Annotated in this window: 20 protein-coding genes; 11 read left to right on the forward strand and 9 right to left on the reverse strand. The window is 71.1% G+C overall.

What is annotated here, in order from left to right; translation table 11 throughout:
* The first annotated feature begins 25 nt into the window (after positions 1-25).
* The 3 genes from ABZO29_RS35415 (at position 26) to ABZO29_RS35425 (ending at position 3,944) form a co-directional block, all read left to right on the forward strand.
* Complete coding sequence (locus tag ABZO29_RS35415; protein ID WP_367324273.1) at positions 26-1,414, forward strand: aldehyde dehydrogenase family protein; 1,389 nt, start codon at positions 26-28, stop codon at positions 1,412-1,414.
* 11 nt (positions 1,415-1,425) lie between these two features.
* A complete protein-coding gene (locus ABZO29_RS35420; RefSeq protein ID WP_367324274.1) occupies positions 1,426-2,505 on the forward strand; it encodes a Zn-dependent alcohol dehydrogenase in 1,080 nt (359 codons plus the stop codon).
* Positions 2,506-2,615: 110 nt separating this feature from the next.
* The gene (locus ABZO29_RS35425) at positions 2,616-3,944 is read left to right on the forward strand and encodes an MFS transporter (RefSeq protein ID WP_367324275.1); all 1,329 of its coding nucleotides are present in this window, start codon (positions 2,616-2,618) and stop codon (positions 3,942-3,944) included.
* Here ABZO29_RS35425 and ABZO29_RS35430 read toward each other — a convergent pair.
* From ABZO29_RS35430 to ABZO29_RS35440, 3 genes are all read right to left on the reverse strand, one after another.
* The gene (locus ABZO29_RS35430) at positions 3,936-4,877 is read right to left on the reverse strand and encodes a DMT family transporter (RefSeq protein WP_367324276.1); all 942 of its coding nucleotides are present in this window, start codon (positions 4,875-4,877) and stop codon (positions 3,936-3,938) included. The two genes, ABZO29_RS35425 and ABZO29_RS35430, sit on opposite strands and share 9 nt — an antisense overlap.
* 74 nt (positions 4,878-4,951) lie before the next feature.
* Entirely contained in the window at positions 4,952-5,662 is a 711-nt protein-coding gene (locus ABZO29_RS35435; protein ID WP_367324277.1) for an ArsR/SmtB family transcription factor, read from the reverse strand.
* A 49-nt stretch (positions 5,663-5,711) separates the two neighbouring features.
* Positions 5,712-6,350, reverse strand: coding sequence for a TetR/AcrR family transcriptional regulator (locus tag ABZO29_RS35440; RefSeq protein ID WP_367324278.1), 639 nt, complete (start codon positions 6,348-6,350; stop codon positions 5,712-5,714).
* 74 nt (positions 6,351-6,424) lie between these two features.
* Between ABZO29_RS35440 and ABZO29_RS35445 the strand changes: the two genes are divergently transcribed.
* The 3 genes from ABZO29_RS35445 (at position 6,425) to ABZO29_RS35455 (ending at position 8,618) form a co-directional block, all read left to right on the forward strand.
* Positions 6,425-7,576, forward strand: coding sequence for an acyl-CoA dehydrogenase family protein (locus tag ABZO29_RS35445; RefSeq protein WP_367324279.1), 1,152 nt, complete (start codon positions 6,425-6,427; stop codon positions 7,574-7,576).
* Between the two features lie 99 nt (positions 7,577-7,675).
* Positions 7,676-7,921 (forward strand): YiaA/YiaB family inner membrane protein, encoded by a 246-nt coding sequence (locus tag ABZO29_RS35450; RefSeq protein ID WP_367324280.1) that lies wholly within the window; start codon positions 7,676-7,678, stop codon positions 7,919-7,921.
* A gap of 73 nt (positions 7,922-7,994) precedes the next feature.
* The gene (locus tag ABZO29_RS35455) at positions 7,995-8,618 is read left to right on the forward strand and encodes a TetR/AcrR family transcriptional regulator (RefSeq protein WP_367324281.1); all 624 of its coding nucleotides are present in this window, start codon (positions 7,995-7,997) and stop codon (positions 8,616-8,618) included.
* A 28-nt stretch (positions 8,619-8,646) separates the two neighbouring features.
* Here the strand turns inward: ABZO29_RS35455 and ABZO29_RS35460 are convergent, their stop codons facing one another.
* A complete protein-coding gene (locus tag ABZO29_RS35460) occupies positions 8,647-9,108 on the reverse strand; it encodes a MaoC family dehydratase (RefSeq protein WP_367324282.1) in 462 nt (153 codons plus the stop codon).
* Between the two features lie 124 nt (positions 9,109-9,232).
* Between ABZO29_RS35460 and soxR the strand changes: the two genes are divergently transcribed.
* Positions 9,233-9,688, forward strand: coding sequence for a redox-sensitive transcriptional activator SoxR (gene soxR, locus ABZO29_RS35465; protein WP_367324283.1), 456 nt, complete (start codon positions 9,233-9,235; stop codon positions 9,686-9,688).
* Positions 9,689-10,095: 407 nt separating this feature from the next.
* Here soxR and ABZO29_RS35470 read toward each other — a convergent pair whose 3' ends face one another.
* The 3 genes from ABZO29_RS35470 to ABZO29_RS35480 all read right to left on the reverse strand — a co-directional run bounded on the left by ABZO29_RS35470 (position 10,096) and on the right by ABZO29_RS35480 (position 12,668).
* Complete coding sequence (locus tag ABZO29_RS35470) at positions 10,096-11,163, reverse strand: RNA ligase (ATP) (protein ID WP_367324284.1); 1,068 nt, start codon at positions 11,161-11,163, stop codon at positions 10,096-10,098.
* Positions 11,164-11,275: 112 nt separating this feature from the next.
* On the reverse strand, positions 11,276-12,004 hold the full coding sequence (locus ABZO29_RS35475) for a 3-keto-5-aminohexanoate cleavage protein (RefSeq protein ID WP_367324285.1): 729 nt from the start codon (positions 12,002-12,004) through the stop codon (positions 11,276-11,278).
* A gap of 61 nt (positions 12,005-12,065) precedes the next feature.
* Positions 12,066-12,668: a hypothetical protein gene (locus tag ABZO29_RS35480; protein ID WP_367324286.1), complete on the reverse strand. Its 603-nt coding sequence runs from the start codon at positions 12,666-12,668 to the stop codon at positions 12,066-12,068.
* Positions 12,669-12,960: 292 nt separating this feature from the next.
* Here ABZO29_RS35480 and ABZO29_RS35485 point away from each other — a divergent pair, with 292 nt between their 5' ends.
* On the forward strand, positions 12,961-15,747 hold the full coding sequence (locus ABZO29_RS35485) for a penicillin acylase family protein (protein WP_367324287.1): 2,787 nt from the start codon (positions 12,961-12,963) through the stop codon (positions 15,745-15,747).
* Positions 15,748-15,764: 17 nt separating this feature from the next.
* On the opposite strand, the gene ABZO29_RS35490 is transcribed toward ABZO29_RS35485, so the two are convergent.
* Entirely contained in the window at positions 15,765-17,084 is a 1,320-nt protein-coding gene (locus tag ABZO29_RS35490) for a serine-threonine protein kinase (RefSeq protein ID WP_367324288.1), read from the reverse strand.
* Positions 17,085-17,183: 99 nt separating this feature from the next.
* A complete protein-coding gene (locus ABZO29_RS35495; protein ID WP_367324289.1) occupies positions 17,184-18,416 on the reverse strand; it encodes an exo-beta-N-acetylmuramidase NamZ domain-containing protein in 1,233 nt (410 codons plus the stop codon).
* A 135-nt stretch (positions 18,417-18,551) separates the two neighbouring features.
* Here ABZO29_RS35495 and ABZO29_RS35500 point away from each other — a divergent pair, with 135 nt between their 5' ends.
* From ABZO29_RS35500 to ABZO29_RS35510, 3 genes are read left to right on the forward strand one after another with little or no spacing between them, the layout of a single operon-like run.
* The gene (locus ABZO29_RS35500) at positions 18,552-19,316 is read left to right on the forward strand and encodes an SDR family oxidoreductase (RefSeq protein WP_367324290.1); all 765 of its coding nucleotides are present in this window, start codon (positions 18,552-18,554) and stop codon (positions 19,314-19,316) included.
* Positions 19,313-20,983, forward strand: a complete 1,671-nt coding sequence (locus tag ABZO29_RS35505) for a class I adenylate-forming enzyme family protein (protein ID WP_367324291.1) — start codon at positions 19,313-19,315, stop codon at positions 20,981-20,983. The genes ABZO29_RS35500 and ABZO29_RS35505 overlap by 4 nt, the downstream gene beginning before the upstream one ends.
* Positions 20,984-21,007: 24 nt before the next feature.
* The gene (locus ABZO29_RS35510) at positions 21,008-21,601 is read left to right on the forward strand and encodes a TetR/AcrR family transcriptional regulator (protein WP_367324292.1); all 594 of its coding nucleotides are present in this window, start codon (positions 21,008-21,010) and stop codon (positions 21,599-21,601) included.
* Position 21,602 lies beyond the last annotated feature (1 nt).

Consider the following 21,602-nt stretch of genomic DNA (forward strand, 5'->3'; position numbering starts at 1 on the left):
GCCGCACCGCTCGGGAGGAAGCACGATGAAGGCACACGACGGCATGTACATCGACGGCGCCTGGCGCCCCGCCGCCGGCCGGGACCTGATCGAGGTCGTCAACCCGGCCGACGAGCAGGTGATCGGCCGTGTTCCCGCCGGCACCGCCCTGGACGTCGACACCGCCGTACGGGCCGCCCGCGCCGCCCTCCCGGGCTGGGCCGCGACCCTGCCCGCCGAACGGGCCGCACGCCTGACCGCCCTCCGGGACGTCCTGGTGGCCCGCAAGGACGAGATCGCCGAGACCGTCACCGCCGAGCTCGGAGCGCCGCTGCAGTTCTCGCAGGCGGTGCACGCGGGCGTGCCCATCGCGGTCGCGGGCTCGTACGCCGAGCTGGCGGCGACGTACGCCTTCGAGGAGAAGGTCGGCAACTCCGTCGTCCACCACGAGCCGATCGGCGTGGTCGGCGCGATCACACCCTGGAACTACCCCCTCCACCAGATCGTCGCCAAGGTCGCCCCCGCCCTCGCCGCGGGCTGCACGATCGTGCTGAAGCCCGCCGAGGACACTCCGCTGGTCGCCCAGCTCTTCGCCGAGGCGGTTCACGAGGCCGGTCTCCCGGCGGGCGTGTTCAACCTGGTCACCGGCCTCGGCCCGGTCGCCGGCCAGGCCCTCGCCGAACACCCGGGTGTCGACCTGGTCTCCTTCACCGGCTCCACGGCCGTCGGCAGGCAGATCGCTGCGACGGCGGGCGCCGCTATCAAGAAGGTGGCCCTGGAGCTCGGCGGCAAGTCCGCCAACGTCATCCTCCCGAGCGCCGACCTGGCGAAGGCCGTCAACGTCGGCGTGGCCAACGTCATGTCCAACTCCGGGCAGACGTGCAGCGCCTGGACGCGCATGCTGGTGCACACCTCGCAGTACGAGGAGGCCGTCGGGATCGCCGCGACGGCCGCCGCGAAGTACGGCGAGCGCATCGGCCCCGTGGTCAACGCCAAGCAGCGGTCCCGCGTGCGGGGTTACATCGAGAAGGGCGTCGCGGAGGGCGCGCGCCTGGTCGCGGGTGGCCCCGAATCGCCGCACGAGCAGGGCTACTTCGTCAGCCCGACCGTCTTCGCGGACGTCGCCCCGGAGATGACGATCGCCCAGGAGGAGATCTTCGGCCCGGTCCTGTCGATCCTGCGCTACGAGGACGAGGAGGACGCCCTGCGCATCGCCAACGGCACGGTCTACGGGCTCGCCGGAGCCGTCTGGGCCGGCGACGAGGCGGAGGCGGTGGCCTTCGCGCGGCGCATGGACACCGGTCAGGTCGACATCAACGGCGGCCGCTTCAACCCCCTGGCCCCCTTCGGCGGTTACAAGCAGTCGGGCGTCGGCCGCGAACTCGGCACGCACGGCCTGGCCGAGTACCTCCAGACCAAGTCCCTGCAGTTCTGAGGAGCCTTCCCGTGGTTCGTGCCGCTGTTCTTCCCGCCGTGGGCGCTCCGTTGGAGATCACCCGGATCGACCTTCCGGAGCCGGGCCCCGGCCGGGTCCGTGTCCGGCTCGCCGCCGCCGGGGTATGTCACTCCGACCTGTCCCTGTCCAACGGCACCATGCGGGTGCCGGTGCCCGCGGTCCTCGGCCACGAGGGCGCGGGCACGGTGGTCGCCGTCGGTGCAGGGGTCACCCATGTCGTGCCGGGTGATGGTGTCGTCCTCAACTGGGCGCCTTCCTGTGGAAGTTGCCATGCCTGTTCACTGGGTGAGGTCTGGCTGTGCGCCAACGCGCTCACCGGTGCCGCCGACGTCTACGCCCGTGCGGCGGACGGCACCGACCTGCACCCCGGCCTGAACGTCGCGGCCTTCGCCGAGGAGACGGTGGTGCCGGCGGGCTGCGTGCTGCCCGTGCCCGACGGCATCCCGCTGACGGACGCGGCGCTGCTGGGCTGCGCGGTCCTCACCGGCTACGGCGCCGTCCACCACTCGGCGAAGGTCCGGGAGGGCGAGACGGTGGCGGTGTTCGGCGTGGGCGGAGTGGGTCTGGCGACGCTTCAGTCGGCCCGGATCGCGGGCGCGTCGAGGATCGTGGCGGTGGACGTCTCCCCGGAGAAGGAGGAGCTGGCGCGCCGAGCGGGCGCGACGGACTACGTCGCCGCCTCCGAGAACACGGCTCGCGAGATCCGCGCGCTCACCGGCAAGCAGGGCGTGGACGTCGCCGTCGAGTGCGTCGGCCGCGCGGTCACGATCCGCACGGCCTGGGACTCGACGCGCCGCGGCGGCCGTACGACGGTCGTCGGCATCGGGGGCAAGGACCAGCAGGTCACCTTCAACGCGCTGGAGATCTTCCACTGGGGCAGGACCCTGTCGGGCTGTGTGTACGGCAACTCGGACCCGGCGAAGGACCTGCCGGTCCTGGCGGAGCACGTGCGGGCGGGGCGCCTGGACCTCGGCGCGCTGGTGACGGAGCGGATCGGGCTGGACGGCATTCCGGCGGCGTTCGAGAACATGGTGGCGGGGAAGGGCGGACGGGCGCTCGTGGTGTTCTGAGGGACAACCGCATGCACGGCAGAACCTCCGTGCACACCCGTTGACCCCATACCGTCCGGTCAGTATGTTCCCGGGGAACGTCCCCACCGCACCCACCGGAGTGTGCACGCATGGACACGTTCCCCTCCGCTCAGCCAACCACCACCGCCGCGCCCGCGACTCCCCATCGCCGCCGCGTGGCAACCGCGGCGGCGCTCGCCTCGGCCGTCGAGTGGTACGACTACTTCGTCTTCGGAATAGCCGCCGCACTCGTCCTCGGCGACCTGTACTTCCCGGCCGGCAGCCCCACCGCCGCAGTGCTCGCCGCCTTCGCCACCTTCGCCGTGGGCTTCCTCGCCCGCCCGATCGGCGGCATCGTCGCCGGACACCTCGGCGACAGGCGCGGCCGCAAGCCGATGCTGGTTCTCGCGCTCACCCTCATGGGCGTGGCCACCACCGGCATCGGCCTGCTCCCGACGTACGCGACGATCGGCGTCGCCGCCCCGATCCTGCTGGTCGTCCTCCGCGTCGCGCAGGGCGTGGCAGTCGGTGCCCAGTGGGGCGGCGCGATGCTGATGGCCACCGAGTACGCCCCCGAGGGCAAGCGCGGCGTCTACGGCAGCTTCGTCCAGCTCGGCGTCCCGATCGGCGTGGTGACCGCCAACACCGTCTTCCTGCTGGCCGGCGCGTTCACCTCGGACGCCGCGTTCGCGGCCTGGGGCTGGCGCGTCCCCTTCCTCGTCGGCCTGTTCGTCCTCGCCCTCGCCTGGTACATCCACGCGCGCGTCGAGGAGACCCCCGAATTCCGGGAGGCGGAACGGGCGCTGGCCGAGCAGGAGAAGGAGCAGAACGAGCGCAGCTCCCCCCTGCGCACGATCCTCCGCGGCCACCTCGGCACGGTCCTCCTCGCCGGAGGCTCCTTCGCCGTGAACACCGCGACCTTCTACATCATCATCACCGGCGTCCTCGACTACACCACCCGAGCACTCGGCATGGAACGCGGTGCGGTGCTCACCGTCTCGCTCTGCGTCAGCCTCACCCAGCTGGCACTGATCCCGGCGGCCGCCGCGCTGTCCGACCGCGTCGGCCGGATCAAGGTCTACGCGTTCGGCGCGGCCGGCATCGCCCTGTGGGCCGTACCGCTGTTCCTGCTGATCGACACCGGTTCGCTGCTGTGGCTGGCAGTCGGCACGTTCGTCGCCAGCTGCTTCCTGAGCATCATGTACGGCCCCCAGGCCGCCCTGTTCGCCGAGCTGTTCACGCCCGAGATGCGGTACACGGGCGCTTCCCTCGGCTACCAGATCGCGGCCGTGTGCGGCGGTGGCCTCGCACCGTTCGTGATGGTGCTGCTCCTGGAGGCCACCGGCACGTCGATGGCGGTGTCCGCCTACATCGTCGCGCTCTCGGTGATCGCCCTCGTCTCCATCAAGGTCCTTGCGGACAGGGCGCGCTCACGCTGACGGTTCACGCGCGTCGGCCCGCGGCTCCGGAGCCGTCTCCGGGGCCGCGGCCTTCCGGGCCCGCGAGCGGGACACCGCGACCCCCGCCAGGCACAGCGCCCCGCCCGCCAGGGTGAGCATCCCCGGCACCTCGCCCAGCGTCAGCCACGACATCAGCACGACCAGCGCGGGCACCGCGTACGTGGTCGCGCCCATGCGGCTCGCGGTCGTACGGGCCAGGGCGTACGCCCATGTCGTGAACGCGAGCGCGGTCGAAAAGACGCCCAGGTAGACCATGTTGAGTGTGGCCGAGAGCGGTGCCTCGCCCGCCTCCCGCACCAGTTGCCCCGCGAAGGGCAGGCAGGCAACGGCCCCGACCAGGCACCCGAACGTCGTCACCTGCAGCGCGCTCGCGCGTCCGAGGGCCGGCTTCTGCGCCACGACCCCGCCGGCGTACCCGACCGCGGCCAGCAGGCACAGGGCCACCCCGAGCACCGACGACCCGCCCCCGCCCGACATCGAAAGCCCCACCGTGACCGCACCGGCGAACGACACCGCCATCCCCGCCAGCAGCCGCGGCGGCATCGGATCGCCGAGCAGCCGGGAGCCGAGCAGAGCGATGAGGATCGGCCCGATGTTCACGACCAGGGCCGCCGTCCCCGCGTCGACCTGCTGCTCGCCCCAGTTCAGGGCGACCATGTAGAAGCCGAACCACAGCAGGCCCGATATGGCGATCCCGCGCCAGGCCGTCCGCGGTGGCCACCCCTCCCGCCGTACCAGACAGATCGCCCCCAGCGCCAGCGCCCCGGCCAGCAGCCGGCCCAGCGCCAGCGCACCCGGCGAGTACGCGCCGCCCGCACTGCGGATCGAGACGAAGGCGGAGGCCCACAGGACGACGGTGACGCCGGCCGCACCGGCGGCGAACAGTTCCGTACGGCGGGAGGTGCTCATCATGCTCCTGAGGCTAGGAACGGAACGGATCGGGTGCTCGCGGATTTCGGACGGGGCACCGGACGCCGCGGACGTGCTCAGCGCAGATCACCCGACGCGATGCCCAGCAGTTCGGTCAGGGCCTGCTCACCCGTCGCCGTCACCTTCACCGCCCGCTCGGTGCCGATGCGCACGCACCAGCCCGCGTCCAGGGCGTGCCGGCACAGCGCCGCGCCCGCGACGCCCGCGAGGTGCGGGCGGCGCTCGGTCCAGTCGAGGCAGGCCCGGGCCAGCGGGCGGCGCCCCCCGCGGTCGAGTGCGATACCGGTGGCCTCGAACCACCGCACTCCCGCGTCCGTCAGCGCGAACCCCGTGTCCTGACGCAACAGTCCTTTCAGGGTCAGCGCCTCGGTGACCGCGATGCCGAGCCGCCCGGCGAGATGGTCGTAGCAGGTGCGGCCCCGGGCCATCGCCGACCCGGCGCTCGACTCGCGCAGGGTGCGCGGCCGTACCGCGGTGTCCGGTGCGAACTGGGCGGCGAGGTCCTCCACCAGCTGCGCCACACGCGCGTCGGCCAGCCGCACGTACCGGTGCCGCCCCTGCCGCTCCTCGCCGAGCAGCCCGCCCGCGACCAGCTTTCCCAGGTGCTCGCTCAGCGTCGACGCGGCCACTCCCGCGTGCCGGGCCAGCTCACCGGCGGTCCACGCCCGCCCGTCGAGCAGCGCCAGCAGACACGCGGCGCGCGTCTCGTCGGCGATCAGCCCGGCGAGCCGGGCCAGCTGCGGTGCTCGGGGGTCCCTGCCGGTCATGCCTTCCAGCATGGGGTACGGACACTTCGGCGCGCACCGAAGTGTGGCCCTAGGCCCGGCTCACCTGCTCGTACTGCTGGACCAAACCGTCGAGCAGTGCCGTGAGCCCCGTCTCGAAGGCCCGCTCGTCGATCTTCTCCTGCTGGTCGGCGAGGAGGTGGGCCTGGCCGAGGTGGGGATAGTCGGCGGGGTCGTAGGCGCTCGCGTCGTCCACGAAACCGCCGGCGAACGAGCCCAGTGCGGAGCCCATGATGAAGTACCGCATCAGCGCTCCGATGGAGGTGGCCTGCGCGGCCGGCCAGCCCGCCTCGACCATCGCGCCGTAGACGGCGTCCGCGAGACGGAGTGCGGCGGGACGGCGGCCGGGGCCGCGGGCGAGGACCGGGACGATGTTCGGATGGTCGCGCAGGGCCGCCCGGTAGGAGAGGGCCCAGTCGTGCAGGGCGGTGCGCCAGTCCCGGCCGTCCTCGAACATCGCCAGATCGACCTGGGCGCTCACCGAGTCGGCGACCGCCTCCAGGATCTCGTCCTTCGTCCGGAAGTGGTTGTAGAGCGAGGGCCCGCTCACCCCCAGCTCGGCGGCGAGCCGCCGGGTGGAGACGGCCGCGAGACCCTCCGCGTCCACCAGTGCGCGGGCCGTCTCGACGATGCGGTCGGTGCTGAGGAGGGGCTTGCGCGGTCGGGCCATGGCGCACATAGTAGGGCTGCGCACTGAAACTAGCAGTGCTAATTTAAATGTACGGCGTTCAATCGAGGTGAGGCGTGAACCTGGGGCTCAGTGAGGAGCAGGAGGCCGTCCGTCGGCTTGCCGAGGACTTCGTGTCGCGTGAGATCACGCCGAACGTCGTCACCTGGGACCGGGCCGAGGAGGTCGACCGTTCGATCGTCAAGAAGCTCGGCGAGGTCGGCTTCCTGGGACTGACCATCGACGAGGAATACGGCGGCTCGGGCGGCGACCACCTCGCGTACTGCCTGGTCACCGAGGAACTCGGCCGCGGGGACTCGTCCGTGCGCGGCATCGTCTCCGTCTCGCTCGGTCTTGTCGCCAAGACGATCGCCGGCTGGGGGAGCGGGGAGCAGAAGCGGCGCTGGCTGCCGGGGCTCACCTCCGGCGAGTCCGTCGGCTGCTTCGGCCTCACCGAGCCGGGCACCGGCTCCGACGCGGGGAACCTCGCCACGCGCGCGGTGCGCGACGGCGACGAGTACGTCATCAACGGCACCAAGATGTTCATCACGAACGGCACCTGGGCCGACGTCGTCCTGCTTTTCGCCCGCTCCACGGACGCGCCCGGCCACAAGGGTGTCTCCGCCTTCCTCGTCCCGACCGACACGCCCGGCCTCTCCCGCCGCACGATCCACGGCAAGCTCGGCCTGCGCGGCCAGGCGACCGCGGAACTGGTCCTCGAGGACGTGCGCGTCCCGGCCTCCGCGCTGCTGGGGGAGGAGGGCAAGGGCTTCTCGGTGGCCATGTCCGCCCTGGCCAAGGGACGGATGTCGGTCGCGGCGGGGTGTGTGGGCATAGCCCAGGCCGCGCTGGACGCGGCGGTGCGATACGCGGGTGAGCGCGAGCAGTTCGGCAGGACGATCGCCCACCACCAACTGGTGCAGGAACTGATCAGCGACATCGCCGTGGACGTGGACGCGGCCCGGCTGCTGACCTGGCGGGTCGCCGACCTGATCGACCGGGGGCTGCCCTTCGCCACCGAGTCCTCCAAGGCCAAGCTCTTCGCCTCGGAAGCGGCGGTCCGTGCCGCCAACAACGCCCTGCAGGTCTTCGGCGGGTACGGCTACATCGACGAGTACCCTGCGGGCAAGCTGCTGCGCGACGCCCGTGTGATGACCCTCTACGAGGGCACGAGCCAGATACAGAAGCTGGTGATCGGGCGGGCGTTGACGGGGGTTTCGGCGTTCTGAGGCTCACGTCCGTTCGTTTTGAGTACGCGAGCGTTTTGAGTACGCGAGCTGAGTATCCCGGCGGATGTGGGGCCGGCCACATTCGCCGACGCTTGTCCCATGAGTGAAACCTCGGGCAAGCAGCAGAACACGGCCGCGTTCTACGGTCAGGCCGTCGCCTCGTTCTCCGTCGCCATGGCCGCCACCGCCATCGGGATCTTCAAGCTCAACGCGGACGCCTGGGTGCGGGCCTTCCTCGGGATCGCCGTCCTGTATCTCGTGACGTCCGCCTTCACCCTCGCCAAGGTGATCCGCGACCGGCAGGATGCGGCGGCCCGGGCCTACAGCCCCTTCGAAAAGCTCTGAGCGGGCACGCTAAGCGGCCGCTCAGCTTCGGCGGTATGGTGGAGCTCCTGTCACCGAGAGGGGCGAGCGAGCGATGAGTACGGCGAAGGAGAGGGCCGGCGGCGAGGCGCAGGCGTGGGGCGAGGTCACGCCCGATGCGGCGCGGCGGCTGCTGATTGCCGCGGTGGAGGCCTTCGCCGAGCGGGGCTATCACGCGACGACGACCCGTGACATCGCGGGACGCGCCGGCATGAGTCCCGCCGCGCTCTACATCCACTACAAGACCAAGGAAGAGCTGCTGCACCGCATCAGCAGGATCGGCCACGAGAAGGCCCTCGAGATCCTGCAGACCGCGGCGCGGGGTGAGGGCAGCGCGACCGAGCGGCTCGCCGACGCGGTGAGCTCCTTCGTCCGCTGGCACGCGGGTGGACGCACCACCGCGCGGGTCGTCCAGTACGAACTGGAGTCGCTCGGCCCCGAGGCCCGCGCCGAGATCCTCGGACTGCGCCGCCAGGTGGACGCCGAGGTGCGCCAGATCGTCGAGGAGGGTGTGGCGACGGGCGAGTTCGACGTGCTGGACGTGCAGGGCACCACCCTTGCGGTGCTGTCGCTGTGCATCGATGTGGCCCGCTGGTTCAACGTCGACGGGCCGCGGACGCCCGAGGAGGTCGGCGCGCTGTACGCCGACCTCGTGCTGCGGATGGTGGGGGCGAAGTAGTCACCGGCGTGTGCCGGTCCGCGGCCTCCTACAGGTAGTAGCGCGCGACGGACTCGGCGACGCACACGGGCTTGTCGCCGCCGTCGCGCTCCACGGTGAAGGCGACGGTGACCTGCACGCCGCCCGGGACGTCCTCGACGCCGGTGATGGCGGCGGTGGCGCGCAGGCGTGAGCCGACCGGGACGGGGGAGGGGAAGCGGACCTTGTTGACCCCGTAGTTGACACCCATCTTCACGCCCTCGACCTTGATGAGCTGGGGGCCGAAGAGGGGCAGCAGGGACAGGGTCAGATACCCGTGCGCGATGGTGGTCCCGAAGGGTCCCGCGGCCGCCTTCTCCGGATCGACGTGGATCCACTGGTGGTCGCCGGTGGCGTCGGCGAACAGGTCGATCCGCTTCTGGTCGACATCCAGCCAGTCGGTGTGCCCCAGTTGCTCGCCCACCGCCGCCCTCAGGTCGTCGACGGAGGTGAAGATCCTCGGCTCTGCCATGTGCCCGGCCTCTCGCGTCACTCGGTTGTTCAGGTCGTCATGTCTAAGCAACTGCTTAGCATGGTCGGGTGTGGGGTCGATGTCAACGGGACCGGGGTGTGACGCGGTCGGTAGGGTTCGAGGGGTGCCTCAGATTCCAGAGAAGATCCACGAGCTCACGGTCGGCCAGCTCGCGGCGCGCAGCGGCGCGGCCGTCTCCGCCCTGCACTTCTACGAGTCCAAGGGCCTGATCAGCAGCCGCCGCACGCCGGGCAACCAGCGCCGCTACAGCCGTGACACCCTGCGCCGGGTCGCCTTCGTCCGCGCCGCGCAGCGTGTCGGCATCCCGTTGGCCACGATCCGTGAAGCGCTCGCAGAGCTCCCCGAGGAGCGCACTCCCACCCGCGAGGACTGGGCGCGCCTCTCCGAGGCCTGGCGCTCCGAGCTGGAGGAACGCATCAAACACCTCAACCGCCTCCGCGACCACCTCACGGACTGCATCGGCTGCGGCTGCCTGTCCCTGAACACCTGCGTCCTGTCCAACCCGGACGACGCGTTCGGCGAACGTCGCGCGGGCTCCCGCCTGATGGCGGAGCCGTAGGCCTCCGGCGGTCGGGCCGATTGCGCCTTGGGTCTGGTGGGTGGGTCGGGGGTGTGGTGGTGCGGCGAGCCCGTCGCGGGTTGTGCCCCTCTGCCCGCTGCCACGGTGGACGGCGTGGGGACCAGCTGAGCGACGGGCTGCGCCGCACCACCCCACCCCACTCCGGCGCGCGGGCGACTGCGGGTGCGTGGTGGCGCGGGGCGCGCTCAGCCCTGCCGCCCGGCCGCGGGTGCGCGCGGCGCTCGGCCACCGCGTTGGTCCGCGGGCAGTCGTGCCGCCTGGGGCGGCACGGGTGGGCGCGGGCGGCTCCCCGTCAGCGCCGGGTTGCGCGGCCCACCCCGCGCCAGCCGCAGCGCCGGGTTGGTGCGGCCCCCGCCCGCGTCAACGCCGCGCACCGGGAACCCCGTTCACTCGAACTCCGTGCCCCCCTTGCGCGTCAGATACGCCGGGCTCACCGCCTTCGCGATCGCCCGACTCCCGGTCACCGCGCTGTAGCGCTCGCCGACCGGTCGTATCACCACACCCTCCCGCAGATGCAGCCCCCGCCCGGACACCGTCTCCCGCCCGCTCGCGATCCCCAGCACCCGGTCGATGCCGTAAGGCCCTTCGAACAGCCGTGGCACCAGAGGCAGTTCACCGTCCAGCAGCCCCGCCGCATCCAGCCACCGCACCTGCCCGTCGACATCCGCGGACACGTCGAACACCGCATACCCCAGCGTGTCCCGCCGCCCGTCCGCCCCGTACGTGAGGTCCTGCACCCCCGCCCCGTACACCTCGCCGAAGATCCCCACCCGGCGCGCCCCCAGCCGCTCGGCCAGCCGCGCCGCCGCCTCGGCGACGCCGTGCCCCCGCACCGCCCGCCAGTAGAGATTGCGCGGATCCTCCTTCAGCGCCAGGGACTTCGCCCCGAACCCCTTGGAGGACACGTACACCCGGCCCGTGTCGGCGAGATACGTCAGCAGGCACGCCGAGCCGTGCAGTTTCTCGGTCAGGACCACAGCCTCGCCCGGTGTGAAAATCCCCGGGTAGCGCTGGATGTTCTCGATGTCGACCCAGGGCAGCAGATCGGGCGCCGGCTCGACCTCGCCGCTCATCGTGGGCGGGATCGGCGGCACCCACTTGGTGATGCCCAGCCGCTCCGCGAAGTCGGTTCCCTCGGCCGCCGCCCGCAGCAGGTCGACGTCCGCCAGCGCCTTCGGCCGGCACACGATGCCCTGGGACAGCTCACCGCGCAGCCGCACCGCCTTGACCCGGTCGGACCTGCTGCCCGCCAGTCGCCCGGTCAGCCCCAGTTCCTCGATCAGCTCGTCCGGCAGCACGGACTGCTCGGGGATGTACACGGCGGCGTCACCGGTGCGGTACGCACCCTTGGCGACGACGGCCCGGTACAGGCCCACCTGGGCCAGTTCGAGGGCGTCGGCGTTCGGATGCTCGTGGACGGTCAGCAGTTCGGCGGTGACTCGCAGCGTCGACATGGGCTACTCCCGGACTGTTTCGGCGCGTCAAATGTGTTTCATCGCCTCCAACTGTCCGTACGGGAAAGGGGTGGAGCGACCGGAATTGCGGCTGGTAACGTCGCCGTCCCTCCTACGACGAGCGCCGGGCCCTCGCGTACCGGTCCAGTCCCTCCGTCACCAACTGGGCGTTGGACACGGCCCGTTCCCCGTCCGGCAGGACCAGCGTGTCCTCCAGGCCCATCCGGGTCGCGAGCCCCAGCCGCCCCGCCAGTCGCAGCACCGGCCAGGCGCCGCCGTCCTCGCCGTGCAGCAGCAGCGGGCGGCCGTGGGCGGATCCCAGGTCGGTCAGAAGCCTGCGCGCGGAGTCCTCGGCCGTCCGCGGGTCGGTGTCGGTGACCTCGGCGAGAACCCGCAGCACCCTGGGTCCGAGCGGCGAGACCGCGAACCGCCCCGCCCCGTCCGTGCCCGACCAGATGCCCGCCTCCACCCCCACACCCAGGTCGATCAGAACGGCCGCGAGCTCCTCCGCGCCGGGCTCGTGCCAGTTGACCGAGGCGTGGTCGGGCAGGACCGTCCAGGCGCGGACGCGTGAGAGGCGGGCCGCCGGATCCGGTTCGGCCCATGCGCCGGTGGTCACGCCGACCGGCACCGGCACGCGCGCCCGTATCGCCTCGAGCGTCGCCGCCACCACACGCGGCGACACCGTGTCCCGTCCGCAGGGAGTCCTGGGGTGGACGTGGACGTCCGTGGCCCCGGCCGCGACCGCCTCGGCCGCGGACTCGGCCAGCGCTTTCGGCGTCAGCGGTACCAGCGCACCATCGGTGGACCCTCGGCGCCCGTTGAGACAGACCTGCACCATTCCTCGATGGTGCCAGGGGCTCGAAAGGGGGGTGCGGCATCCCCGGCGCACCCCCGTCGTACTACGCCGACACCAGAAGTCGCCCCCGCCGCGCGTACGCCAGGGCCTCGGGTGTGAGGACGGGCCGCGGTACGAGAATTCCGCAGTCCGTGCAGACCGGACCCGACGACGGTTCGTGGTCCAGGTCGTCCTTCCAGAACAGGCGCTCTCCGCCGCACACCGGGCAGCCCGCCCCCGGCTCGCGCTCCAGTGCGGCGATCAGCCGGCGCAGCACCTCGGCCAGCGGTTCACGGGGGTGGACCCGAGGGTCGTCGCACCAGGCGACACCGAAACCGCCCCAGGTCAGCCGGTGCCAGTCGTCCACGCTGCCCGGCCTGCGCAACCCGTCGTGCTTCTCCTTCTTGCGGCGCTCGGCGAACTCGACCTCATAGGCGAGCCATACCGCCCGCGCCTCCTCCAACTCCACCAGTGCGGCCACGAGCCGCGCTGGATCGGGGGACCGGTCCTCGGGACCGAACCCGGCCCGGGAGCACAAGTGGTCCCAGGTCGCCCTGTGCCCGTAAGGAGCGAACCGCTCCAGGCACTTGCGCAGCGAGTAGCGCCGCAGCGCCAGGTCGCAGCGCGGATCTCGCACCTGTCTCGCCAGACTCCGGAAACCGGCCATCGCCTTGCACCTCCGTCACACCTGCACCTGTACTTCGGTCACCTCGGCGTCGTCGCACGGACTTCGCGCGACGTCGCCGAATAGACGTATCGACACGCGATCCGGCTCCATCCGATTTCGGATGACCCCCCATAAGCCGTCCGTGCTTGTGCGCGCACCGCCCCCGGTTACCCCTGTGCGCGCCCGTGACGGCCGTGCCTGCCGTGCCGACACCAAAACTTGACGCATGTTCATCTTCAATCCCGGGGATACCGGCGGTAACGTCCGGCCACCCCCGTCGCTAGGAGCCGCCATGCCACGGCGCACCCCACGCAACGTTCTCGACAGACTGAGAACTCCCCGCACCTTTCCCGGGTTCCTGAAGACCGCGTCCATATGCGTCCTGATTGCCGGTCTTTTGACCCCTCTTTCCCAAGCGGCCGTAGCCGCCGAGGCCACGGCCGCGAACGACTACTGCGGCGGCCAGTGTTCCGACATCCTGCCGCCGGGTGAGAACGGCAACGCCACCCTCGCCCAGATCCTCCTCAACCAGGCCTTCGGCACCCAGCCGGACCACGCGGAGGACCAGCTCGGCCCGTACGCCAACCTGGCCAAGGGCTACTCCACCCTCACCAACGCCACGATCAACTCGTTCTTCAACGACGCGTCGTTCGGGGTCGCTTCCGATCAAGTCGCCTCCACGAAGAAGCCTGCGGGCCGCAGCGACGTGACGATCGTCCGCGACAAGAAGACGGGTGTGCCGCACATCACCGGTACCACTCGATACGGGACGGAGTTCGGCGCCGGTTATGCCGCGGCTGAGGACCGGCTGTGGCTGATGGACGTGTTCCGTCATGTCGGACGCGGTCAGCTCACCTCCTTCGCGGGCGGCGCGGCCGGCAACCAGGGCCTTGAACAGCAGTTCTGGCGCAACGCGCCGTACACCGAGGCCGATCTGCAGGCCCAGATCGACAACGCCGTGGCGAGCAACGGCGCGCGCGGCCAGCAGGCGCTCGCCGACGCGGGCGCCTACATCGCGGGCATCAACGCCTACATCGACGCCTCCGACAGCGGCCGTTACTTCCCCGGCGAATACGTACTGACCGGCCACAAGGACTCGATCACCAACGCCGGAACCATCGACCACTTCAAGCTCACCGACCTGGTAGCGCTGGGCTCCGTGATCGGCGCCCTGTTCGGCTCCGGAGGCGGCGGCGAGGTCAACAACGCGATCTCACTGCTGACCGCCCAGGAGAAGTACGGCGTGGCGAAGGGCACCGAGGTCTGGGAGTCCTTCCGCGAGCGCAACGACCCCGAGGCCGTCGTCACCGTCCACAACGGCGAGAGCTTCCCGTACGCGAGCAGGCCCGCCGACCCGCAGGGCGAGGCCCTGCCCGACGCCGGCACGGTCGTCGAGGAACCGCTCGTCTACGACCGTACGGGCAGCGCGGCGACCACCTCCGCGACGACCGCCTCCGCCACGGCGGCCGCGACCACCCTCAGCTCCGCCAAGCGCGGCATGTCCAACGCCCTCGTGGTGAGCGGCAAGTACACCGCGAGCGGCCACCCGATCGCCGTCTTCGGCCCGCAGACCGGCTACTTCGCCCCGCAGCTGCTCATGCTGCAGGAGATCCAGGGCCCCGGCATCAGCGCCCGCGGCGCCTCCTTCGCGGGTCTGAGCATGTACGTCGAACTCGGTCGCGGCCAGGACTACTCGTGGAGCGCGACGACCTCCGGCCAGGACATCATCGACACCTACGCCGTCGAACTGTGCCAGGACGACTACCACTACCTGTACCACGGCACCTGCACGGCCATGGACAAGGTCGAGCAGAAGAACTCCTGGACGCCGACGACGGCCGACGGGACGCCCGCGGGCTCGTACACGATGCGGGTCTGGCGCACGAAGTACGGTCCCGTGGAGTACCGCGCGACCGTCGGCGGCAAGAAGGTCGCCTACACCACCCTGCGCTCCTCCTACCTGCACGAGGCCGACTCGATCATCGGCTTCCAGATGCTCAACGACCCCGACTACGTCAAGGGTCCGCAGGACTTCCAGAGCGCGGCGCAGCACATCAACTACACCTTCAACTGGTTCTACGCCGACTCCACGCACACCGCGTACTACAACAGCGGCAACAACCCGGTGCGCGCGAGCGGCGTCGACGCCGAGTTCCCGGTGTGGGCGCAGGCGGCGTACGAGTGGAGGAACTGGAACCCGACGACCAACACGGCCGACTACACGGCGGCCTCCGCCCACCCCAACTCCATCGACCAGGACTACTACGTCTCCTGGAACAACAAGCAGGCCAAGGACTACACGACGGCCCCCTGGGGCGACGGGTCGGTGCACCGCGGCAACCTGCTCCAGGACCGGGTGAAGAAACTGGTCGCGGCCGGCGGCGTCACCCGGGCGTCGCTGGTCAAGGCGATGGCGGACGCGGCACTGGCCGACCTGCGGGCCGAGGACGTGCTGCCCGACCTGCTGAAGGTCGTCAACAGCTCCACGGTGACCGACTCCACGGCCGCCGCGGCGGTGAGCAAGCTCCAGACGTGGCTGTCGGCCGGTGGCAAGCGGACGGAGACCTCCGCCGGTTCGAAGGCGTACGCCAACGCCGACGCGATCCGTCTTCTGGACGCCTGGTGGCCGCTGCTGGTGAAGGCCGAGTTCCAACCCGGACTCGGATCCGACCTGTACACCGCCTTCACCAACAACCTGCCGGTCGACGAGTCGCCGTCGGCGGGCCACGGCCCGACCGGGGCGCACGCCGGAAGCTCCTTCCAGTACGGCTGGTGGAGCTACGTCGACAAGGACATCCGGGCGGTGCTCGGTGAGTCCGTACAGGGACCGCTCGCCGACGAGTACTGCGGCGGCGGCAGCCTCACCGCCTGCCGGGACATCCTGATCAGCACGCTGAAGGAGGCCGCCGGCAAGACCGCCGCCCAGGTCTACCCCGGCGACGACCAGTGCTCGGCCGGCGACCAGTGGTGCGCCGACTCGATCGTCCAGCGCACCCTCGGCGGCATCAAGCACGGCAAGATCAGCTGGCAGAACCGGCCCACCTTCCAGCAGGTGGTGGAGTTCACCTCGCACCGGTGACGCACGACGGCGGCGGGTCAGCGGATGCGGCCCGCCGCCACCACCACCTGCGCGAGTTCCCGGTGCACGATGTCGCTGTGCGCGCCGCTGGGCGCCCCGCCGCGCCTGACCACCTCTGCCGCGTCGATGTTCACGCATCCCTGCGTCGGCAGCGGTGCGCGCAGCGCCTCGGCGAGCTTCAACGCGCGCGTTCCCGGTACCGCCTGCACGCCGTCGTGCCCCATGGCGCCCCACTTGGCGCCCAGCGCAGGCCCGATCCCGAACTCCTCGACCGCCCCCTGCGCGTCGCCCGCCATGCGTGAGGCCAGCGGGTAGAACGTGCCGAGAGCCGCGTCGTGCTTCGAGTAGCAGCACACCAGGGGGCCGTCGATGCGGTTCTGCTGCCCCTGCAGAACGCCTCCCGCGCGCGCGTCGTGCGGCAGGCGGGCCGCGAACGCATAGTGGGAGAAGGCACCTTGGAGCAGTGTCACGGACTTCACCGTGTGCACACCCTCCGGCAGCCCGCGCAGCGCGAACGACACCAGTCGCCCGCCGAAGCTGTGCCCGACGAGATGCACCCGTACGTCCGGTGCCGCACCGGCCAGTCGGCCGATCACCGGGCCGAGCCCACGCTCGCCGACTGTCCCCGCGCGCCGCTTCATCGCGTAGTACGTCGCCTGCCGCAGCAACTCCTGCGCGCCGTCCCAGGGATTGGGCAGCGCGAACCCTTCGGCCCCGTCCGGGGATTCGAGCCGGGCCAGCGCCTGCGCGAACTCCTCGCAGGCCACCGCGGTGGACCCGGAGAGCATGTCGGGTTCGTCCTGCGGCACCCCCTCCGCCAGCGTGTCCGCCGCGAACAGTGCCTGCGGCCCCGGCGGTACGACGTCCACGAGCAGCCGCACGAGCCGCCCGAACTCCTCGAGCTCGGCCTCCTCGCGCGGCTGCTGGTCCAGCATCCGCGCGATCTGGTCCACCACGGTCGCCCGCCCCGGGAACGTCTCCAGGAGCGCGTGCCGGGTGTCCTTGTCGAGCGCGGGGCGCGGTGTCTCCTGGGCCGCCACGGACCGCGGGAAGTCCGGGATCGGCTCGTCCGAGAACCGCATCGAGGGCCACACCACGCCCACGTACCCGATCCGGGCCCCCGGCGCCAGCTCGGGGAACGGCGCGAAGAAGCGGCTGTAGAGACGGGTCGCGCCCGAGCGGTCGCTGTTCCAGCCGTGCGAGAAGACGACCAGGTCACGCACGCGCCGCTCCCGCACCCCAGCCAGCAGCCGGTCCCGCCGCCCGCCGTCGACGTCCCCGTCCGCGTCGAAGGTCAGCTCCCAGTAGGGAGTCACGCTCATTGCCGGCTCTGCCATGACAGGTCCCCTCATCCCCCGTAGCGGTGCGCGATGTGGCGCATCGTCCTGCCAACGGACCGGATTGGCCATACGTCACGGCACATCCGTACATATGACTCATTCGTACATGAGGTACTCCCGCCGTACCCTCCGGAACGCCGCCAGCTCCTCCCGCCAGCCCGCCACCACCTCGTCGGTGTCCGCGCCCGCGTCGATCGCCGTGCGCACCCGGCTGGAACCGGTGAGCTTGTCGATCCAGTTGTCCGGGCGCCAGGCGAAGCCGCTCCATACGTGCTTGGCGGTCACCAGGAGGGCGATGCCGGTGCGTACGGGGTCGTACGCGTCCCGGTCGTGCACATGGATCTGCACCCCTCCGATCGTCTTGCCCTGGAACTTGGAGAAGGTGGGCGCGAAGTACGCCTCCCTGAAGTGCACACCGGGCAGCCCGAGTCCGTTCACCGCGGCGGCCCACCGCCCGTCGAGGCCCTCCGCGCCGAGGAGTTCGAAGGGGCGGGTCGTGCCGCGGCCCTCGGAGAGGTTCGTTCCCTCGAAGAGGCACGTGCCGCAGTAGACGAGGGCCGTGTCGGGTGTCGGCATGTTCGGGCTCGGCGATACCCACGGCAGCCCCGAGGCGTCGTACCGGTCGGAGCGCCGCCATCCGCTCATCGGTACGGTGTCCAGCGCCACCGGCGAGGTCAGGAACTCCCCGTTGAACAGCCGTGCCAGCTCCGCGACCGTCATCCCGTGCGCCTGGGAGATCGGCTGCCGGCCGACGAAACTGGCGAACTCCTCGTGCAGGACCGGGCCTTGCGCGGACCGCCCGGTCACGGGGTTCGGCCGGTCGAGGACGACGAAGCGTTTGCCGGCGAGCCCGGCCGCCTCCATGCAGTCGTACAGAGTCCAGATGTACGTGTAGAAGCGGGCGCCGACGTCCTGGATGTCGAAGACGATCGTGTCGACGCCGGAGGCGGTGAAGATGTCGGCCAGTGGCTGACCGCTCTTGAGGTACGTGTCGTGGACGGGGAGTCCGGTGGCCGGGTCGTCGTAGCGGCCCTCGGAGCCGCCGGCCTGGGCGGTGCCGCGGAATCCGTGTTCCGGGCCGAAGACGGCGATCAGGTTCACTCGGGTGTCGGCGTGCATGACGTCGACGATGTGGCGTACGTCCCGGGTCACGCCGGTGGGGTTGGTGACAATGCCGATGCGCTGGCCGCTGAGAAGTCTGTAGCTGTTTCCGGCGAGGCGTTCAAAGCCGGTTTGTGTGTGGCGCCGGGCGCTGGAGGGTGGGGATGCTTTGGGGAGAGCCAGGGCTGCCGGGGTTGCTGTGAGAAGGGTTCGTCTGCGTAGGCGCATGTGATGACCTCCCGTGGGCACGGTATGTGCTTCCGCGGGTTGTGGGGAGCCTGCGGGTCCGTTGCGGTCACCCTTTCCCACAACATACCGACCGGTTAGTCTGGCCGGCAGCAGAGCCGCAGCCGAAGGAGACCGATGGTGGAAGCCGTTCAGGGTGCTGGAGTCGTCGTCACCGGGGCGGGGGGTGGGATCGGAGCCGCCCTGGCCCGTCGCTTCGCCGCGGAGGGGGCCCGGGTCGTCGTCAATGACCTGGATGCGGACAAGGCCGAGGCCGTCGCCGACGAGATCGGTGGCATCGCCGTGCCGGGGGACGCCTCCGCGATCGTCGGTGAGGCGAAGGACGCGCTCGGCGGCACCGTCGACGTCTACTGCGCCAACGCCGGAGTCGCCTCGGGCGGTTCCGAGGCCGCCGGTGAAGCAGTCTGGGCGCTCGCCTGGGACGTCAACGTCATGGCGCACGTCCGTGCGGCCGAGGCGCTGCTTCCGGAGTGGCTGGAGCGTGGCAGCGGGCGTTTCGTGTCCACCGTCTCCGCCGCCGGGCTGCTGACGATGATCGGCGCCGCGCCCTACAGCGTCACCAAGCACGGCGCGTACGCCTTCGCCGAGTGGCTGTCGCTGACGTACCGCCACCGCGGGATCAAGGTCCACGCGATCTGTCCGCAGGGCGTCCGCACCGACATGCTTGCCGCCGCCGGCAGTGCGGGCGACCTGGTGCTCCAGCCGACCGCGATCGAACCGGCGGAGGTCGCCGACGCGCTGTTCAAGGGCATCGAGGAGGACCGCTTCCTGATCCTGCCGCACCCCGAGGTCGCCGGGTACTACCAGGCCAGGGCCGCCGAGCCCGATCGCTGGCTGACGAACATGAACCACATCCAGCAGAAGTGGGAGGCCGGGCGGTGACCGCGTCGAGGTATGCGGCCAAGCCCTGGCTGGCGCTTCTCGACGACGCGCAGCGGGCGGCGATCGACCCCGCCGACTCGCTGGTGCACGCCCTGCGCCGGGCCGTCGCCGAGGTTCCGGACCGCACCTTCCTGGCCTACTTCGACGGCCGCCTGAGCTACCGCGAGGTCGACGAGTTGAGCGACTCCGTCGCGGGCCGTCTGGCCGCCCGAGGGCTGGAGCGCGGCGACCGGGTCGCCGTGCTGCTGCAGAACTCCCCGCAGTTCGTGCTCGCCGTGCTCGGCGCCTGGAAGGCGGGTGCCACCGTCGTACCGGTCAATCCGATGTACAAGTCGGGGGAGGTGGCGCACGTCCTGCGGGACGGCGAGGTGGCCGCGCTGATCTGCTCCGACCGGGCCTGGGAGTCGTATCTGCGCGAGACGGCCGCCGACTCGCCGGTGCGGATCGTGCTCACCGGCTGTGAGCTGGACTTCCAGACGCGCGGCGACGCGCGCGTGCTGACCTTCGAGCGGTCGGCGCGGGCCGGTGACGCGGACGATCTGACGGCCGTGGCACGGGCAGGACACAAGGCGCCCGGGGACCGCGACCCCGCTCCCGCCGACGTCGCGCTGATCAGCTACACCTCGGGCACCAGCGGCACCCCCAAGGGGGCCACCAACACACACGGCAACGTCATGTACAACGCCGAGCGGCAGCGGACCGGGCTGCATCTGCCCGAGGCACCGGTGTACTACGCGATGGCGCCGCTGTTCCACATCACCGGGATGGTCTGCCAGTTCGGCGCCTGCCTCAACAGCGCGGGCACGCTCGTGCTGGCGTACCGCTTCGAGCCGGGCGTCGTCCTGGACGCGTTCGCCGAGCACCGGCCGCACTACACGGTCGGACCGTCGACGGCTTTCATGGCGCTGGCCGCTCACCCGTCCGTGACCCCGGACCACTTCTCCTCCTTCCGGGTGATCTCCTCCGGCGGCGCCCCGCTGCCGCCCGCCCTGGTCGAGAAGTTCCGGGCGGGCTTCGGTCCGTACATCCGCAACGGCTACGGGCTGACCGAGTGCAGCGCGCCCTGCGCGTCCGTCCCGCCCGGCCGTGAGGCGCCCGTGGACCCCGCCTCCGGGACACTGGCCGTGGGCGTGCCCGGTCCCGACACGGTCGTACGGATCGTCGACGACCGGGGCGAGGAGGTCCCCTTCGGCGAACAGGGCGAGATCGTCGTTCGCGGGCCGCAGGTCGTGCCCGGTTACTGGCGGCGGCCCGACGCCACCGCCGAGACCTTTCCCGACGGCGAACTGCGCACCGGCGACATCGGGTTCATGGACCCGCAGGGCTGGCTGTACGTCGTCGACCGCAAGAAGGACATGATCAACGCGTCCGGCTTCAAGGTGTGGCCGCGTGAGGTGGAGGACGTGCTGTACACCCACCCTGCGGTGCGCGAGGCGGCCGTCGTCGGAGTGCCCGACGGGTACCGCGGGGAGACCGTCAAGGCCTACATCAGCCTGCGTCCGGGTGCCGAGAAAACGGACCCGGATGCACTCGCCGCCTACTGCAGGGAGAGACTGGCGGCTTACAAATATCCGCGGCAGGTGGAGATACTGCCCGACTTGCCCAAGACGGCGAGTGGGAAGATCCTCCGTCGGGAACTGCGTTCCCGCGCGGACGACAGTCAGTAGCAGACGGAAAGGCAGGTGGCGGCAGTGCCCAGGACGACGGACGGGGACGGAGCTCCTGTGCCGCAGCGGCTCCTGGCCGCCGCCACCCGGCTCTTCGCCGAGCAGGGATACGACCGCACCTCGGTGCAGGAGATCGTCGAGGCGGCCGGCGTCACCAAGGGGGCGCTGTACCACTACTTCGGCTCCAAGGACGACCTCCTGCACGAGGTGTACGCGCGCGTGCTGCGCGTCCAGCAGGAGCGGCTCGACGCCTTCGCGGGCGCGGACGAGCCGGTCGAGAAGCGCCTCAGAGCCGCGGCGGCCGACGTCGTCGTCACGACGATCGAGAACCTCGACGACGCGATGATCTTCTTTCGCTCCATGCACCATCTGAGCCCGGAGAAGAACAAGCAGGTGCGCGCCGAGCGCCGGCGCTACCACGAACGCTTCCGCGCGCTCATCGAGGAGGGCCAGGAGGCGGGCGTCTTCTCCACGGCCACTCCGGCCGACCTCGTGGTGGACTACCACTTCGGCTCGGTGCACCACCTGTCGACGTGGTACCGGCCGGACGGCCCGCTCAGCCCGCAGCAGGTCGCCGACCACCTGGCCGACCTGTTGCTGCGGGCGCTGCGGCCGTAGC

The sequence above is a fragment of the Streptomyces sp. HUAS ZL42 genome, assembly GCF_040782645.1.
Classification (GTDB): domain Bacteria; phylum Actinomycetota; class Actinomycetes; order Streptomycetales; family Streptomycetaceae; genus Streptomyces.

Coding starts and splice junctions, on each gene's coding strand:
- ABZO29_RS35490 (WP_367324288.1), bottom strand. CDS start 17,084: ATGGCAGAGCCGGCAATGAGCGTGACTCCCTACTGGGAGCTGACCTTC.
- ABZO29_RS35435 (WP_367324277.1), bottom strand. CDS start 5,662: ATGACCGGCAGGGACCCCCGAGCACCGCAGCTGGCCCGGCTCGCCGGG.
- ABZO29_RS35500 (WP_367324290.1), top strand. CDS start 18,552: ATGGTGGAAGCCGTTCAGGGTGCTGGAGTCGTCGTCACCGGGGCGGGG.
- ABZO29_RS35450 (WP_367324280.1), top strand. CDS start 7,676: ATGAGTGAAACCTCGGGCAAGCAGCAGAACACGGCCGCGTTCTACGGT.
- ABZO29_RS35430 (WP_367324276.1), bottom strand. CDS start 4,877: ATGATGAGCACCTCCCGCCGTACGGAACTGTTCGCCGCCGGTGCGGCC.
- ABZO29_RS35495 (WP_367324289.1), bottom strand. CDS start 18,416: ATGCGCCTACGCAGACGAACCCTTCTCACAGCAACCCCGGCAGCCCTG.
- ABZO29_RS35475 (WP_367324285.1), bottom strand. CDS start 12,004: ATGGTGCAGGTCTGTCTCAACGGGCGCCGAGGGTCCACCGATGGTGCG.
- ABZO29_RS35455 (WP_367324281.1), top strand. CDS start 7,995: ATGAGTACGGCGAAGGAGAGGGCCGGCGGCGAGGCGCAGGCGTGGGGC.
- ABZO29_RS35485 (WP_367324287.1), top strand. CDS start 12,961: ATGCCACGGCGCACCCCACGCAACGTTCTCGACAGACTGAGAACTCCC.
- ABZO29_RS35425 (WP_367324275.1), top strand. CDS start 2,616: ATGGACACGTTCCCCTCCGCTCAGCCAACCACCACCGCCGCGCCCGCG.
- ABZO29_RS35480 (WP_367324286.1), bottom strand. CDS start 12,668: ATGGCCGGTTTCCGGAGTCTGGCGAGACAGGTGCGAGATCCGCGCTGC.
- ABZO29_RS35460 (WP_367324282.1), bottom strand. CDS start 9,108: ATGGCAGAGCCGAGGATCTTCACCTCCGTCGACGACCTGAGGGCGGCG.
- ABZO29_RS35415 (WP_367324273.1), top strand. CDS start 26: ATGAAGGCACACGACGGCATGTACATCGACGGCGCCTGGCGCCCCGCC.
- ABZO29_RS35470 (WP_367324284.1), bottom strand. CDS start 11,163: ATGTCGACGCTGCGAGTCACCGCCGAACTGCTGACCGTCCACGAGCAT.
- ABZO29_RS35440 (WP_367324278.1), bottom strand. CDS start 6,350: ATGGCCCGACCGCGCAAGCCCCTCCTCAGCACCGACCGCATCGTCGAG.